The organism is Pseudomonas sp. GW821-FHT11D10, from assembly GCF_058808435.1.
Genome location: NZ_JBXARR010000015.1, coordinates 28,618 through 44,653, shown reverse-complemented (window position 1 = coordinate 44,653; position 16,036 = coordinate 28,618). Strand labels below are relative to the sequence as shown.

General features: G+C 55.6%; 12 protein-coding genes and 4 tRNA genes. All 16 read left to right on the top strand.

The annotated features are described in order from the left end of the window. The first annotated feature begins 151 nt into the window (after positions 1-151). The 16 genes from birA (at position 152) to rpoC (ending at position 16,030) form a co-directional block, all read left to right on the top strand. The gene (gene birA, locus AC1RT4_RS28940; RefSeq protein WP_493089510.1) at positions 152-1,105 is read left to right on the top strand and encodes a bifunctional biotin--[acetyl-CoA-carboxylase] ligase/biotin operon repressor BirA; all 954 of its coding nucleotides are present in this window, start codon (positions 152-154) and stop codon (positions 1,103-1,105) included. Further along, complete coding sequence (locus AC1RT4_RS28935; RefSeq protein WP_493089508.1) at positions 1,095-1,844, top strand: pantothenate kinase; 750 nt, start codon at positions 1,095-1,097, stop codon at positions 1,842-1,844. The genes birA and AC1RT4_RS28935 overlap by 11 nt, the downstream gene beginning before the upstream one ends. Positions 1,845-1,851: 7 nt before the next feature. Next, entirely contained in the window at positions 1,852-2,292 is a 441-nt protein-coding gene (locus tag AC1RT4_RS28930; protein ID WP_493089506.1) for a hypothetical protein, read from the top strand. Positions 2,293-2,435: 143 nt separating this feature from the next. Then, positions 2,436-2,520 (top strand) — tRNA-Tyr (locus AC1RT4_RS28925). Between the two features lie 25 nt (positions 2,521-2,545). Beyond that, positions 2,546-2,619 (top strand) — tRNA-Gly (locus AC1RT4_RS28920). A 26-nt stretch (positions 2,620-2,645) separates the two neighbouring features. Next, positions 2,646-2,721, top strand: a tRNA-Thr gene (locus AC1RT4_RS28915). An 85-nt stretch (positions 2,722-2,806) separates the two neighbouring features. Then, on the top strand, positions 2,807-4,000 hold the full coding sequence (tuf, locus tag AC1RT4_RS28910) for an elongation factor Tu (protein WP_010220303.1): 1,194 nt from the start codon (positions 2,807-2,809) through the stop codon (positions 3,998-4,000). Between the two features lie 53 nt (positions 4,001-4,053). Continuing rightward, positions 4,054-4,129: transfer RNA gene (locus AC1RT4_RS28905), tRNA-Trp, on the top strand. 45 nt (positions 4,130-4,174) lie between these two features. Continuing rightward, on the top strand, positions 4,175-4,543 hold the full coding sequence (secE, locus tag AC1RT4_RS28900) for a preprotein translocase subunit SecE (RefSeq protein WP_007957600.1): 369 nt from the start codon (positions 4,175-4,177) through the stop codon (positions 4,541-4,543). Positions 4,544-4,552: 9 nt separating this feature from the next. Beyond that, the gene (gene nusG, locus AC1RT4_RS28895) at positions 4,553-5,086 is read left to right on the top strand and encodes a transcription termination/antitermination protein NusG (RefSeq protein WP_007957598.1); all 534 of its coding nucleotides are present in this window, start codon (positions 4,553-4,555) and stop codon (positions 5,084-5,086) included. A gap of 117 nt (positions 5,087-5,203) precedes the next feature. After that, positions 5,204-5,635 carry a 50S ribosomal protein L11 gene (rplK, locus tag AC1RT4_RS28890; protein WP_003228756.1) on the top strand — a complete coding sequence of 144 codons (432 nt, stop codon included), beginning with the start codon at positions 5,204-5,206 and terminating at the stop codon, positions 5,633-5,635. After that, positions 5,635-6,330 carry a 50S ribosomal protein L1 gene (gene rplA / locus AC1RT4_RS28885; protein WP_003228754.1) on the top strand — a complete coding sequence of 232 codons (696 nt, stop codon included), beginning with the start codon at positions 5,635-5,637 and terminating at the stop codon, positions 6,328-6,330. Before rplK ends, rplA begins: the two co-directional genes overlap by 1 nt. Before the next feature lie 197 nt (positions 6,331-6,527). Continuing rightward, positions 6,528-7,028 (top strand): 50S ribosomal protein L10, encoded by a 501-nt coding sequence (rplJ, locus tag AC1RT4_RS28880; RefSeq protein WP_007957597.1) that lies wholly within the window; start codon positions 6,528-6,530, stop codon positions 7,026-7,028. A 79-nt stretch (positions 7,029-7,107) separates the two neighbouring features. Continuing rightward, entirely contained in the window at positions 7,108-7,473 is a 366-nt protein-coding gene (gene rplL / locus AC1RT4_RS28875) for a 50S ribosomal protein L7/L12 (protein WP_007957596.1), read from the top strand. Positions 7,474-7,693: 220 nt separating this feature from the next. Next, entirely contained in the window at positions 7,694-11,767 is a 4,074-nt protein-coding gene (gene rpoB / locus AC1RT4_RS28870) for a DNA-directed RNA polymerase subunit beta (protein ID WP_007957595.1), read from the top strand. Positions 11,768-11,830: 63 nt separating this feature from the next. Then, positions 11,831-16,030, top strand: a complete 4,200-nt coding sequence (rpoC, locus tag AC1RT4_RS28865) for a DNA-directed RNA polymerase subunit beta' (protein WP_007957594.1) — start codon at positions 11,831-11,833, stop codon at positions 16,028-16,030. Positions 16,031-16,036 lie beyond the last annotated feature (6 nt).

Sequence of the window (16,036 nt, the reverse complement as noted above, 5' to 3'; positions counted from 1 at the left end):
GAGTAGGTCATCGTCAAGATTAAATTCCGAAACCCCAATTGCGAAAGCAGTTGGGGTTTTGTTTTGCCCGCAGGAAAATGGATTGTTTGAATTCTATGCAGCGGCCCGGTGCATGGCTATTATTCGGGCCTCATTCTGAGGCGAGACCTGCATGCTGACGTTGTTGAACCTTCTGAAGGATGGTCGATTCCATTCCGGTCAGGCCCTGGGTGTTGCCTTGGGAATTAGTCGAAGTGCAGTGTGGAAGCAGCTTCAACACCTGGAGGCTGAGCTTGGGTTGTCCATACATAAAGTTCGAGGACGGGGCTATCAATTAGCCTCACCATTGACGTTGCTTGACTCGTTCAGGATAGAGGAAGGTCTTCCTGGCTGGTCTGTCAGTATTTTTGATTCCGTCGACTCTACTAATGCTGAATCGTTGCGCGCGGTGGATCGGGGGCAGGCAGCTCCCTTTCTTGTACTGGCTGAGCGCCAAAGCTCAGGGCGTGGGCGCAGAGGTCGTAAATGGGTGAGTCCGTTTGCTGAAAACCTCTATTACAGCCTCGTGTTGCGTATCGATGGCGGGATGCGTCAGCTTGAGGGGTTAAGTCTTGTTGTCGGTCTCGCGGTCATGCAGACCCTGCGCGCGCTTGGGGTGCCAGGTGTGGGGCTGAAATGGCCCAATGATGTTTTGGTCGGGCGAAAAAAAATCGCAGGCATCCTGCTGGAGCTCGTCGGAGATCCAGCGGACGTTTGTCATGTAGTGTTGGGCGTGGGCATTAATGTGAACATGCAGGCTACTGACGAAGTCGATCAGCAATGGACTTCAATGCGTCTAGAGTCGGGTAAATCTTGTGATCGCAATATTCTGGCGGTTGAGCTGAGTAAGCAGCTGCAACTCTATCTGCGACGTCACCAATCAGACGGCTTCTCTGCGCTTCAGGCGGAGTGGGAGGCGAGCCATTTGTGGCAGGGGCAGCCGGTTTCTCTCACTGCCGGTGTCAATCAGGTAGAGGGTGTGGTGCTGGGAATCGATAATCAAGGCGCGCTGCGGCTAAAGGTAGATGGTGTGGAAAAGGTCTTTAGTGGTGGTGAGCTCAGCTTGAGGTTGCGTGATGATTCTTGAGCTCGATTGTGGAAACAGTTTTATCAAGTGGCGGGTGCTGAGTGCAGAGTTGGGCGCCTTGGTCGCAGAAGGTGTGGTCGACTCTGATGGCGCCTTGGTCGACAGTCTTCGGTCGCTTGAGAAGGTATCTCTCGGTAAATGTCGCCTTGTCAGCGTAAGAACTGAAGATGAGACCAATTTGCTGATTGGCTTGCTCAAGCGCGAGTTCGGCATTTCCGTTGTCTGTGCGGCGCCCGCTCGCGAGATGTCCGGCGTAACGAATGGTTACGACGACTATGAGCGCCTTGGTCTCGATCGCTGGCTGGCGATGCTTGGTGGTTTTCACCTGGCTAAAGGTGCTTGTCTGGTTCTTGATTTCGGGACGGCGGTGACTGCGGACTTTATCTCCGCGGACGGTGAGCATCTGGGGGGCTTCATTTGTCCTGGCATGCCGCTGATGCGTAATCAGTTGCGTACGCATACTCGAAAAATTCGCTATGGAGACCTGGCGGCGGAACGGGCATTGACGAGTCAGGCTCCAGGGCGCAGCACGGCTGAGGCTGTCGAGCGTGGCTGTTCGTTGATGCTAAGAGGATTCGTATTGACGCAGTTGGAGATGGCGCGTTCCTACTGGGGTGATGACTACAGTGTCTTCATTACAGGTGGTGATGCCGAGTTGGTCTCGGATGTCGCACCTGAGGCTCGGGTTGTTGCCGATTTGGTGTTCGTGGGTTTGGCTATGGCGTGTCCTTTGTCCTGAGGTTTGTATGCGTTGGTTGTTCCTTCTGCTTCTGGTACTCAATGTGTTTTATTACGTCTGGCATCAGCAGGAGGCCCCGCTACGCGCAAAAGATGTCACGCCGCTCAGTCTTTATCGTGGCTCGCAACAGGATATTCGCTTGCTGAGTGAGGCTGGTGGTGATGCTTCCCGTGAAAAAAGGACTGGGGGGAAGCCTGATGGGCAGTGCCTTTATGTAGGTGGTTTGGCGCGCCCCGAGTCCGCTCAGGCGTTGGAGCAGCGTTTGACGGAGCTTGGAGCAAAAGCTCTTCCTTCGTCAAAAGAGTCTTCCGGCGGCTCATATTGGTTCCAGATTACGCCTGAAACCCAGCGTTTGCTGGGTGATGCTCAGCTACAAAACCTTTCCAAGGAATTCAATGAGTTAAAACATAAAATAATGCTGTGCGAGGGGGTTGCACCTACTGAATAGTTTGCATAGAATGGCGCCCGCTCCACAGCGAAGACCTGAAAAGGTAATAGCAGCGGAGTGATGTCAACGCAGCTAACCTCAGGTTTTTAAATGAGAAAATGCTTGACAGGGGTTTGGCATAGTATAGAATGCCGGCCTGATTAGGAGGGGTTCCCGAGCGGCCAAAGGGATCAGACTGTAAATCTGACGTCTACGACTTCGAAGGTTCGAATCCTTCTCCCTCCACCAGATTTTAGCGTGAGCTGCAGGCTCCGCGGGTATAGTTTAGTGGTAGAACCTCAGCCTTCCAAGCTGATGATGCGGGTTCGATTCCCGCTACCCGCTCCAAGTTTGCAGGTTGTGCAAAGTGTTACGCTCTTGTAGCTCAGTTGGTAGAGCACACCCTTGGTAAGGGTGAGGTCAGCGGTTCAAATCCGCTCAAGAGCTCCATATAACAAGGCAGATATGAAAATATCTGCCTTTGTTTTAATGGCTTGTGTTGTTTGCTCAATTTCTTCTGTTAGGGGTGATATCGATGGCTAAGGAAAAATTTGATCGTTCCCTGCCGCACGTCAACGTTGGCACCATCGGTCACGTAGACCACGGTAAAACCACGTTGACCGCTGCTCTGACTCGCGTCTGCTCCGAAGTTTTCGGTTCGGCCGTAGTTGAATTCGACAAGATCGACAGCGCTCCAGAAGAAAAAGCTCGCGGTATCACCATCAATACCGCGCACGTTGAGTACAACTCGAACATTCGTCACTACGCTCACGTTGACTGCCCAGGTCACGCTGACTACGTGAAGAACATGATCACTGGTGCTGCGCAGATGGACGGCGCGATCCTGGTTTGCTCGGCCGCTGATGGTCCGATGCCACAAACCCGTGAGCACATCCTGCTGTCCCGTCAGGTAGGCGTTCCGTACATCGTGGTTTTCCTGAACAAGGCTGACCTGGTAGATGACGCTGAGCTGCTGGAACTGGTTGAGATGGAAGTTCGCGACCTGCTGTCCACCTACGACTTCCCAGGCGACGACACTCCGATCATCATCGGTTCGGCTCGTATGGCGCTGGAAGGCAAAGACGACAACGAAATGGGCACCACCGCTGTTAAGAAGCTGGTGGAAACTCTGGACAGCTACATCCCAGAGCCAGAGCGTGCTATCGACAAGCCGTTCCTGATGCCGATCGAAGACGTGTTCTCGATCTCGGGTCGCGGTACTGTTGTAACTGGTCGTATCGAGCGCGGTATCGTTCGCGTTCAAGACGCCCTGGAAATCGTTGGTCTGCGTGACACCACCACCACCACCTGCACCGGTGTTGAGATGTTCCGCAAGCTGCTGGACGAAGGTCGTGCTGGCGAGAACTGCGGCGTTCTGCTGCGTGGCACCAAGCGTGACGACGTTGAGCGTGGTCAGGTTCTGGTTAAGCCGGGTTCGGTTAAGCCGCACACCAAGTTCACAGCAGAAGTTTACGTTCTGAGCAAGGAAGAAGGCGGTCGTCACACTCCGTTCTTCAAAGGCTACCGTCCACAGTTCTACTTCCGTACTACTGACGTGACTGGTAACTGCGAGCTGCCAGAAGGCGTTGAAATGGTAATGCCAGGTGACAACATTCAGATGACTGTTACCCTGATCAAAACCATCGCGATGGAAGACGGTCTGCGTTTCGCAATCCGTGAAGGCGGCCGTACCGTTGGTGCTGGCGTCGTAGCCAAGATCATCGAGTAAACAGTTGTAATGTCTTTTTCAGGCCGGCATAATGGTCGGCCTGATTTTGTTTTAGGTCAGTAGCTCAATTGGCAGAGCGACGGTCTCCAAAACCGTAGGTTGGGGGTTCGATTCCCTCCTGACCTGCCAGATTCACTTGGTGTGTCTGGCTTTCTTTTCACAGGATCTTCATAGATGACTCCTAAAGCTGAAGCTCAAGGCTCTCGCTTCGATTTGCTCAAGTGGCTTGTAGTAGTCGCTTTGGTAATTGTTGGCGTTGTCGGTAATCAGTATTACGCTGCTTCGCCGATCCTGTACCGTGTACTCGCATTGCTTGTCATTGCTGCTGTAGCTGCCTTTGTAGGCCTGCAGACTGCTAAGGGCAAGTCTTTCTTTGTACTGGTTAAGGAAGCTCGCACCGAGATTCGTAAAGTCGTATGGCCAACTCGCCAAGAAACCACGCAGACCACGCTGATTGTTGTGGCTGTTGTCCTGGTTATGGCGTTGCTGTTGTGGGGGCTTGATTCCCTGCTCGGCTGGCTTGTTTCCTTGATTGTCGGCTAAGGGTGTCCCGTGGCTAAGCGTTGGTACGTTGTGCATGCTTACTCGGGTTACGAGAAGCATGTCATGCGTTCGTTGATCGAGCGTGTAAAGCTGGCTGGCATGGAAGATGGCTTCGGCGAAATTCTGGTTCCCACTGAAGAAGTGGTTGAAATGCGTAATGGCCAGAAGCGCAAAAGCGAGCGCAAATTCTTCCCAGGTTATGTGCTGGTTCAGATGGATATGAACGAGGGTACTTGGCACTTGGTCAAGGATACTCCTCGGGTGATGGGTTTTATCGGCGGTACTGCTGATAAGCCAGCACCAATCACCGATAAAGAAGCTGAGGCGATTCTGCGTCGCGTTGCCGACGGTAGCGATAAGCCGAAGCCGAAGACGTTGTTCGAGCCAGGCGAAACCGTTCGAGTCAATGACGGGCCGTTCGCTGACTTTAACGGTGTTGTTGAAGAAGTTAACTACGAAAAGAGCCGGATCCAAGTGGCAGTGCTCATTTTCGGACGCTCTACTCCGGTAGAGTTGGAGTTCAGTCAGGTCGAAAAGGTCTAGCTGAGCAAGCATCCCAACCCCACAGCCCTAGGCTGTGGGGTTTTGTCGTCACTGGGATAAACGCGCAAGTAACCGGGGAGCCTTTCGAGGCGTTCGAACCCGTAATTGGAGTGCCTCATGGCCAAGAAGATTACCGCTTACATCAAGCTGCAAGTGAAGGCCGCTCAGGCTAACCCAAGTCCACCTGTTGGTCCTGCTCTGGGTCAGCACGGCGTGAACATCATGGAATTCTGCAAAGCTTTCAACGCCCGTACCCAGGGTCTGGAAGCTGGTCTGCCGACTCCAGTGATCATCACTGTCTACAGCGACCGTAGCTTCACTTTCGAAACCAAATCCACCCCTGCTTCGGTTTTGCTGAAGAAGGCGGCCGGTCTGACCAGCGGTTCCGCTCGTCCGAACACCGTTAAGGTTGGCACTGTTACCCGTGCTCAGCTGGAAGAAATCGCGAAAACCAAAAACGCGGATCTGACTGCAGCTGATATGGATGCAGCCGTGCGTACTATCGCCGGTTCTGCTCGTAGCATGGGCCTTAACGTGGAGGGTGTGTAATGGCTAAGCTGACCAAGCGTCAAAAGGCTATCGCCGGCAAAATCGAAGCAGGCAAGGCCTACAACATTGTAGACGCCGCTGCACTGCTGGCCGAGCTGTCGACTGTCAAGTTCAGCGAGTCGTTCGACGTAGCTGTAAACCTGGGCGTAGACCCGCGTAAATCCGACCAGGTCGTTCGTAGCGCTACTGTGCTGCCACACGGCACTGGCAAGACTGTTCGCGTTGCTGTGTTCACCCAGGGTCCAGCTGCTGAGGCCGCTCTGGCTGCCGGCGCTGACCGTGTAGGTATGGACGACCTGGCTGCCGAAATGAAAGGCGGCGACCTGAACTATGACGTCGTGATCGCATCCCCGGATGCTATGCGCGTTGTAGGTCAACTGGGTCAGATCCTCGGTCCACGTGGTCTGATGCCTAACCCGAAAGTCGGCACTGTTACCCCAGACGTCGCTACCGCGGTTAAAAATGCCAAGGCTGGTCAGGTTCGTTATCGCACCGACAAAAACGGCATCATCCACACTTCCGTTGGCAAGATCGGCTTCGATGCCGTCAAGCTGAAGGAAAACGTTGAAGCCCTGATCGCTGATCTGAAGCGTATCAAGCCAGCTTCTTCGAAAGGTATCTATGTCAAGCGCGTTACCCTGAGCACCACTATGGGCCCAGGTCTGGTTATCGACCAGAGCTCGCTGGACGCGTAAGACAAAAATTGGCGCAGTTGATGCGCCAATTGAAAGATTGGGGTCCCTGCCTGGCGGGGGCTATCCAAGACCGTAGGCGACGCAAGTCTTAAACCTCAAGCCTACGCAGATGGTGCTCCCGGTTCCTTACCGAATCAGACACCAAAACGACATTCGGTTTCGATCGAATGAAACGGTAACAAGCAGGAGTTAAACCCGTGGCAATTAATCTCGAAGACAAGAAGGCCATCGTCGCTGAAGTCAACGAGGCTGCCAAAGTCGCTCTGTCCGCTGTCGTGGTTGATGCCCGTGGCGTAACAGTAGGCGCAATGACCGGACTCCGTAAAGAGGCTCGTGAAGCTGGCGTTTACGTACGTGTTGTACGTAACACCCTGCTCAAGCGCGCTGTTGCTGACACTCCTTACAGTGTCCTCAACGACGTGTTCACCGGCCCGACCCTGATTGCATTCTCCAACGAACACCCGGGCGCTGCTGCTCGTCTGTTCAAGGAATTTGCCAAGGGTCAGGATAAGTTCGAGATCAAGGCAGCTTCGTTCGAGGGCAAGTTCCTCGCAGCGAATGAGATCGACGTGCTGGCAAGCCTGCCAACTCGCGACGAAGCTATTGCGAAACTGATGAGCGTGATTCAAGGCGCTACCAGCAAGCTGGCTCGTACTCTGGCGGCAATTCGCGATCAGAAAGAAGCAGCTGCAGCCTAAGGCTGAGCGTTTCCACTCTCGCGTATTTTTGTTTATTTCGACGGCCGTACAGGCTGTCCACCAAATCAGGAATTGAGTCATGTCTCTGACTAACGAACAAATCATCGAAGCAATCGGCCAGAAAACCGTTCTGGAAGTTGTTGAGCTGATCAAAGCAATGGAAGAAACCTTCGGCGTGACCGCTGCTGTTGCTGCTGCTGGTCCAGCTGCTGCTGCCGCTGTTGTTGAAGAGCAAACCGAGTTCAACGTTGTTCTGGTTGAAGCCGGCGAGAAGAAAGTAAACGTGATCAAGGCAGTTCGTGAACTGACCGGTCTGGGCCTGAAAGAAGCCAAAGAGAAAGTCGACGGCGCTCCTCAGGTTGTAGCTGAAGGCGTTTCGAAAGAAGCTGCTGAAGACGCTAAGAAGAAGCTGGAAGAAGCAGGCGCTAAAGTCGAGCTGAAGTAAGCATCGACTTTGCTCCTCCAGCCCGAGCGTCAAGCGACAGGCTGATGGCTGGTGGCTCTTGCCACCGGCCTTTTTCCGTTATTGGCAGCCGACTGGGTCGGTGTCGATAACGAGCTGTAACCACCCGATGCGGTGGCGCAAACCATGGGGTTTGCACGATTTTCTGGCTGCTCCCGTCGGGAGGGGCCAAACAAGCAGGTGACCAAGCTGGGGAACGCTGATGGCTTACTCATATACTGAGAAAAAACGTATCCGCAAGGACTTTAGCAAGTTGCCGGACGTCATGGATGTGCCTTACCTCCTGGCCATCCAGCTGGATTCGTATCGTGAATTCTTGCAAGCGGGAGCGACTAAAGATCAGTTCCGCGACGTGGGCCTGCATGCGGCCTTCAAATCCGTTTTCCCGATCATCAGCTACTCCGGCAATGCTGCGCTGGAGTACGTCGGTTATCGCCTGGGCGAACCGGCATTTGATGTCAAAGAATGCGTATTGCGCGGTGTAACTTTCGCCGTACCTTTGCGGGTAAAAGTGCGCCTGATCATTTTCGACAAAGAATCGTCGAACAAAGCGATCAAGGACATCAAAGAGCAAGAAGTCTACATGGGTGAAATCCCATTGATGACTGAGAACGGTACCTTCGTAATCAACGGTACCGAGCGTGTTATCGTTTCCCAGCTGCACCGTTCCCCGGGCGTGTTCTTCGACCACGACCGTGGCAAGACGCACAGCTCCGGCAAACTGCTGTACTCCGCGCGCATCATTCCTTACCGCGGTTCGTGGCTGGACTTCGAGTTCGACCCGAAAGACTGCGTATTCGTGCGTATCGACCGTCGTCGCAAACTGCCGGCCTCGGTACTGCTGCGCGCACTCGGTTATACCACCGAGGAAGTGCTGGACGCGTTCTACACCACCAACGTATTCCATGTGAAAGGCGAAGGCCTGAGCCTGGAGTTGGTGCCTCAGCGCCTGCGTGGTGAAGTTGCTGTTCTCGACATCCAGGACGACAAAGGCAAGGTGATCGTTGAGCAGGGCCGTCGTATTACTGCCCGCCACATCAACCAGCTGGAAAAAGCCGGGATCAAAGAGCTGGACGTGCCTCTGGATTACGTTCTGGGTCGTACCACCGCCAAGGCCATCGTGCACCCGGCTACCGGTGAGATCCTGGCAGAGTGCAACACCGAGCTGTCGACCGAGATCCTGGCGAAAATCGCCAAGGCCGGTGTCGTACGCATCGAAACTCTGTACACCAACGACATCGACTGCGGTCCGTTCGTCTCTGACACGCTGAAGATCGACTCCACCAGCAACCAATTGGAAGCGCTGGTCGAGATCTATCGCATGATGCGTCCAGGCGAGCCGCCAACCAAAGACGCTGCCGAGACCCTGTTCAACAACCTGTTCTTCAGCCCTGAGCGCTATGACCTGTCCGCGGTCGGCCGGATGAAGTTCAACCGTCGTATCGGTCGTACCGAGATCGAAGGTTCGGGCGTGCTGTGCAAGGAAGACATCGTCGCGGTACTGAAGACTCTGGTCGACATCCGTAACGGTAAAGGCATCGTCGACGACATCGACCACCTGGGTAACCGTCGTGTTCGCTGCGTAGGCGAAATGGCCGAGAACCAGTTCCGCGTTGGCCTGGTGCGTGTTGAGCGTGCGGTCAAAGAGCGTCTGTCGATGGCTGAAAGCGAAGGCCTGATGCCGCAAGACCTGATCAACGCCAAGCCAGTGGCTGCGGCGGTGAAAGAGTTCTTCGGTTCCAGCCAGCTGTCGCAGTTCATGGACCAGAACAACCCGCTGTCCGAGATCACCCACAAGCGTCGTGTCTCTGCACTCGGCCCTGGCGGTCTGACTCGTGAGCGCGCGGGCTTCGAAGTCCGTGACGTACACCCGACTCACTACGGTCGTGTCTGCCCGATTGAAACGCCGGAAGGTCCGAACATCGGTCTGATCAACTCGCTGGCTGCTTACGCTCGCACCAACCAGTACGGCTTCCTCGAGAGCCCGTACCGCGTGGTGAAAGAGGGTGTGGTCACCGACGACATCGTGTTCCTGTCCGCCATTGAAGAAGCCGATCACGTGATCGCGCAGGCTTCGGCGACCATGAACGAGCAGAAAGTCCTGATCGACGAACTGGTGGCCGTGCGTCATTTGAACGAATTCACCGTCAAGGCGCCGGAAGACGTCACCTTGATGGACGTTTCGCCGAAGCAGGTAGTTTCGGTTGCAGCGTCGCTGATTCCGTTCCTCGAGCACGACGACGCCAACCGTGCGTTGATGGGTTCGAACATGCAGCGTCAAGCTGTACCAACTCTGCGCGCTGACAAGCCGCTGGTCGGTACCGGCATGGAGCGTAACGTGGCTCGCGACTCCGGCGTTTGCGTCGTGGCTCGTCGTGGCGGCGTGATCGACTCCGTTGATGCCAGCCGTATCGTGGTTCGTGTTGCTGATGACGAAGTTGAAACCGGCGAAGCTGGTGTCGACATCTACAACCTGACCAAATACACCCGCTCGAACCAGAACACCTGCATCAACCAGCGTCCGCTGGTGAGCAAGGGTGATCGCGTTCAGCGTAGCGACATCATGGCCGACGGCCCGTCCACCGACATGGGTGAACTGGCTCTGGGTCAGAACATGCGCATCGCGTTCATGGCATGGAACGGCTTCAACTTCGAAGACTCCATCTGCCTGTCCGAGCGCGTGGTTCAGGAAGATCGCTTCACCACGATCCACATTCAGGAACTGACCTGTGTGGCTCGTGACACCAAGCTTGGCCCAGAGGAAATCACTGCGGACATCCCGAACGTGGGTGAAGCCGCTCTGAACAAGCTGGACGAAGCCGGTATCGTTTACGTAGGTGCTGAAGTCGGCGCGGGCGACATCCTGGTAGGTAAGGTCACTCCGAAAGGCGAGACCCAGCTGACTCCGGAAGAGAAGCTGCTGCGTGCGATCTTCGGTGAAAAAGCCAGCGACGTTAAAGACACCTCCCTGCGCGTGCCAACCGGCACCAAAGGTACTGTCATCGACGTACAGGTCTTCACTCGTGACGGCGTTGAGCGTGATGCTCGTGCACTGTCGATCGAGAAGTCCCAGCTGGACGAGATCCGCAAGGATCTGAACGAAGAGTTCCGCATCGTTGAAGGCGCGACCTTCGAACGTCTGCGTTCCGCTCTGGTAGGCCACAAGGCTGAAGGCGGCGCGGGCCTGAAGAAAGGTCAGGACATCACCGACGAAGTACTCGACGGTCTTGAGCATGGTCAGTGGTTCAAGCTGCGCATGGCTGAAGATGCTCTGAACGAGCAGCTCGAGAAGGCTCAGGCCTACATCGTTGATCGTCGCCGTCTGCTGGACGACAAGTTCGAAGACAAGAAGCGCAAACTGCAGCAGGGCGATGACCTGGCTCCAGGCGTGCTGAAGATCGTCAAGGTTTACCTGGCAATCCGTCGTCGCATCCAGCCGGGCGACAAGATGGCCGGTCGTCACGGTAACAAAGGTGTGGTCTCCGTGATCATGCCGGTTGAAGACATGCCGCACGATGCCAATGGCACACCGGTCGACGTGGTCCTCAACCCGCTGGGCGTACCTTCGCGTATGAACGTTGGTCAGATCCTTGAAACCCACCTGGGCCTCGCGGCCAAAGGTCTGGGCGAGAAGATCAACCGGATGGTCGAAGAGCAGCGCAAAGTCGCTGAGCTGCGTACCTTCCTGGACGAGATCTACAACCAGATCGGCGGTCGTAACGAAGATCTGGACAGCTTCTCCGATCAGGAAATCCTGGATCTGGCGAAGAACCTGCGTGGCGGTGTTCCAATGGCCACTCCAGTGTTCGACGGTGCCAAGGAAAGCGAAATCAAGGCCATGCTGAAACTGGCAGACCTGCCAGAAAGCGGCCAGATGCAGCTGACCGACGGCCGTACCGGCAACAAGTTCGAGCGTCCAGTTACCGTTGGCTACATGTACATGCTGAAGCTGAACCACTTGGTAGACGACAAGATGCACGCGCGTTCTACCGGTTCGTACAGCCTGGTTACCCAGCAGCCGCTGGGTGGTAAGGCGCAGTTCGGTGGTCAGCGTTTCGGGGAGATGGAGGTCTGGGCACTGGAAGCATACGGGGCTGCTTACACTCTGCAAGAAATGCTCACAGTGAAGTCGGACGATGTGAACGGCCGGACCAAGATGTACAAAAACATCGTGGACGGCGATCACCGTATGGAGCCGGGCATGCCCGAGTCCTTCAACGTGTTGATCAAGGAAATTCGTTCCCTCGGCATCGATATCGATCTGGAAACCGAATAACACGTGACGCGATCGAGAGCGGGGCAGGATTGCCCGCTCTCTGCTCCGCCAGGAGGAAAGGCCTTGAAAGACCTACTGAATTTGCTGAAAAACCAGGGTCAAGTCGAAGAGTTCGACGCCATCCGTATCGGATTGGCCTCGCCTGAGATGATCCGCTCGTGGTCGTTCGGTGAAGTTAAAAAGCCGGAAACCATCAACTACCGTACGTTCAAACCTGAGCGTGACGGTCTGTTCTGCGCCAAGATCTTTGGCCCGGTAAAGGATTACGAGTGCCTGTGCGGTAAGTACAAGCGCTTGAAACACCGTGGTGTGATCTGCGAGAAGTGCGGCGTTGAAGTTGCACTGGCCAAGGTTCGTCGTGAGCGCATGGCGCACATCGAACTGGCTTCGCCGGTTGCCCATATCTGGTTCCTGAAATCGCTGCCGTCCCGTATCGGCCTGCTGATGGACATGACCCTGCGTGATATCGAACGCGTTCTCTACTTCGAGAGCTACGTCGTTATCGACCCGGGCATGACCACTCTTGAAAAAGGTCAGCTGCTGAATGACGAGCAGTACTTCGAAGCGCTGGAAGAGTTCGGTGACGATTTCGACGCCCGCATGGGTGCCGAGGCTGTCCGTGAACTGCTGCACGCTATCGACCTGGAGCACGAGATTGGCCGTCTGCGTGAAGAAATTCCGCAAACCAACTCCGAAACCAAGATCAAGAAGCTGTCCAAGCGTCTGAAGTTGATGGAAGCCTTCCAGGGTTCCGGCAACCTGCCAGAGTGGATGGTGCTGACCGTTCTGCCGGTTCTGCCGCCAGATCTGCGTCCACTGGTCCCGCTGGATGGCGGTCGTTTCGCGACTTCCGACCTCAACGATCTGTATCGTCGAGTGATCAACCGTAACAACCGTTTGAAGCGCCTGCTGGATCTGTCCGCTCCTGACATCATCGTGCGCAACGAAAAGCGTATGTTGCAGGAAGCTGTCGATGCACTGCTCGACAACGGTCGTCGTGGCCGCGCTATCACCGGTTCGAACAAACGTCCTCTGAAATCCCTGGCTGACATGATCAAGGGTAAGCAAGGTCGTTTCCGTCAGAACTTGCTCGGTAAGCGTGTTGACTACTCCGGTCGTTCGGTAATTACCGTAGGTCCGACCCTGCGTCTGCACCAGTGCGGTCTGCCGAAGAAGATGGCTCTCGAGCTGTTCAAACCGTTCATTTTCGGCAAGCTGGAAATGCGTGGTCTCGCGACCACCATCAAAGCGGCCAAGAAAATGGTCGAGCGCGAGCTGCCAGAAGTTTGGGACGTTCTCGCTGAAGTGATTCGCGAACACCCGGTTCTTCTCAACCGTGCACCGACCCTTCACCGTCTGGGTATCCAGGCGTTTGAACCGGTACTGATCGAAGGTAAGGCTATCCAGCTGCACCCGCTGGTCTGCGCCGCGTACAACGCCGACTTCGACGGCGACCAAATGGCCGTGCACGTACCGCTGACGCTGGAAGCCCAGCTCGAAGCGCGTGCGTTGATGATGTCGACCAACAACATTCTGTCGCCAGCCAACGGTGAGCCAATCATCGTTCCGTCGCAGGACGTTGTATTGGGTCTGTACTACATGACTCGTGAAGCGATCAACGCCAAGGGCGAAGGTCGTGTGTTCGCGGATCTGCAGGAAGTTGACCGTGTGTTCCGTGCCGGCGAAGCCGCACTGCACGCCAAGATCAAGGTTCGTATCAACGAAACCGTGAACGATCGTGACGGCAACAGCGTGAACAACACCCGTATCGTCGACACCACTGTCGGCCGTGCGCTGCTGTTCCAGGTTGTGCCAAAAGGTCTGTCGTTCGACGTCGTCAACCTGCCGATGAAGAAAAAGGCGATCTCCAAGCTGATCAACCAGTGCTACCGCGTGGTTGGTCTGAAAGAGACCGTGATCTTCGCTGACCAGTTGATGTACACCGGTTTTGCCTACTCGACCATTTCCGGCGTTTCCATCGGTGTTAACGACTTCGTTATCCCGGATGAAAAAGCCCGCATCATCGGTGCTGCCACCGACGAAGTGAAAGAGATCGAGAGCCAGTACGCCTCCGGCCTGGTAACCCAGGGCGAGAAGTACAACAAAGTGATCGACCTTTGGTCGAAAGCGAACGACGAAGTCTCCAAGGCGATGATGGCCAACCTCTCGAAAGAGAAAGTCATCGACCGTCACGGCGACGAAGTCGAGCAAGAATCGTTCAACTCGATGTACATGATGGCCGACTCGGGGGCGCGGGGTTCCGCAGCACAGATTCGTCAGCTGGCCGGTATGCGTGGTCTGATGGCCAAGCCGGACGGTTCCATCATTGAAACGCCGATTACTGCGAACTTCCGTGAAGGTCTGAGCGTACTCCAGTACTTCATCTCGACTCACGGTGCTCGTAAAGGTCTGGCGGATACCGCGTTGAAAACTGCGAACTCCGGTTACCTGACCCGTCGTCTGGTAGACGTAGCGCAGGATCTGGTCGTGACCGAGATCGATTGCGGCACCGAACACGGTCTGCTGATGACTCCGCACATTGAAGGCGGTGACGTTGTAGAGCCGTTGGGTGAGCGCGTATTGGGTCGTGTCATTGCCCGTGACGTATTCAAGCCGGGTACCGAGGACGTCATCGTTCCTGCTGGCACCCTGGTAGACGAGAAGTGGGTCGAGTTCATCGAGCTGAACAGCATCGACGAAGTGATCGTGCGTTCGCCGATCAGCTGCGAAACCCGCTATGGCATTTGCGCCAAGTGCTACGGCCGTGACCTGGCTCGTGGTCACCAGGTGAACATCGGTGAAGCGGTCGGCGTTATCGCTGCCCAGTCCATCGGTGAGCCGGGTACCCAGCTGACGATGCGTACGTTCCACATCGGTGGTGCGGCAAGCCGTACTTCCGCAGCCGACAGCGTTCAGGTGAAGAATGGCGGTACCGTCCGCCTGCACAACCTGAAACACGTTGAGCGCGTGGATGGCAACCTGGTTGCCGTGTCCCGTTCCGGTGAGCTGGCAATCGCCGACGACTTCGGTCGTGAGCGCGAGCGTTACAAGCTGCCGTACGGTGCCGTGATTTCGGTTAAAGAAGGTGACAAGGTCGACGCTGGCGCAATCGTGGCCAAGTGGGATCCGCACACTCACCCGATCGTTACCGAAATGAAAGGTACCGTGACCTACGTGGGCATGGAAGAAGGCATCACGATCAAGCGTCAGACTGACGAATTGACCGGTATGACCAACATTGAAGTACTCGATGCCAAAGACCGTCCGGCTGCAGGCAAGGACATCCGTCCTGCGGTGAAGATGGTTGATGACAACGGCAAGGATCTGTTGCTGCCAGGCACTGACGTTATCGCTCAGTACTTCCTGCCAGCCAACGCCCTGGTCGGTGTTGCGGACGGTGCGAAGATTGCGATCGGTGATGTTATCGCTCGTATCCCGCAAGAAACTTCGAAAACCCGTGACATCACCGGTGGTCTGCCGCGTGTTGCCGACCTGTTCGAAGCCCGTCGTCCGAAAGAAGCGTCGATTCTGGCTGAAGTCAGCGGCACCATCGCGTTCGGTAAAGAGACCAAAGGCAAGCGCCGTCTGGTCATTACCCCGAACGACGGTAGCGATCCGTACGAAGAGCTGATTCCGAAGTGGCGTCACCTGAACGTGTTCGAAGGCGAACAGGTAAACCGCGGCGAAGTTATCTCCGACGGTCCGAGCGATCCGCATGACATCCTGCGTCTGCTGGGTGTGAGCGCGCTGGCCAAGTACATCGTCAACGAGATCCAGGACGTTTACCGTCTGCAAGGCGTGAAGATCAACGACAAGCACATCGAGACCATCCTGCGTCAGATGCTGCGTAAAGTTGAGATCTCCGAGTCCGGCGACTCCAGCTTCATCAAGGGCGACCAGATGGAACTGACTCACGTACTGGTAGAGAACGAGCGTCTGAACGCGGAAGACAAGTTTGTCTCCAAGTTCACCCGCGTTCTGCTGGGTATCACCAAGGCGTCGTTGTCGACCGAATCGTTCATCTCGGCGGCTTCCTTCCAGGAAACCACCCGCGTACTGACCGAAGCGGCCGTAACCGGCAAGCGCGATTACCTGCGCGGCCTGAAAGAAAACGTGGTCGTGGGTCGTCTGATCCCGGCCGGTACCGGTCTGGCTTATCACAGCGAGCGCAAGCGTCGTCGTGATGCAGACAAGCCGTTGCGCGTAAGCGCCAGTGAAGTGGAAGCTGCACTGACCGAAGCGCTGAACTCGAGCGGTAACTGAGTTCTG

Bases quoted from the DNA above. Each gene is read 5' to 3' on its own strand.
- rplL (WP_007957596.1), top strand. From the start codon at position 7,108: ATGTCTCTGACTAACGAACAAATCATCGAAGCAATCGGCCAGAAAACC.
- rpoB (WP_007957595.1), top strand. From the start codon at position 7,694: ATGGCTTACTCATATACTGAGAAAAAACGTATCCGCAAGGACTTTAGC.
- AC1RT4_RS28935 (WP_493089508.1), top strand. From the start codon at position 1,095: ATGATTCTTGAGCTCGATTGTGGAAACAGTTTTATCAAGTGGCGGGTG.
- rplK (WP_003228756.1), top strand. From the start codon at position 5,204: ATGGCCAAGAAGATTACCGCTTACATCAAGCTGCAAGTGAAGGCCGCT.
- rplA (WP_003228754.1), top strand. From the start codon at position 5,635: ATGGCTAAGCTGACCAAGCGTCAAAAGGCTATCGCCGGCAAAATCGAA.
- AC1RT4_RS28930 (WP_493089506.1), top strand. From the start codon at position 1,852: ATGCGTTGGTTGTTCCTTCTGCTTCTGGTACTCAATGTGTTTTATTAC.
- tuf (WP_010220303.1), top strand. From the start codon at position 2,807: ATGGCTAAGGAAAAATTTGATCGTTCCCTGCCGCACGTCAACGTTGGC.
- birA (WP_493089510.1), top strand. From the start codon at position 152: ATGCTGACGTTGTTGAACCTTCTGAAGGATGGTCGATTCCATTCCGGT.
- secE (WP_007957600.1), top strand. From the start codon at position 4,175: ATGACTCCTAAAGCTGAAGCTCAAGGCTCTCGCTTCGATTTGCTCAAG.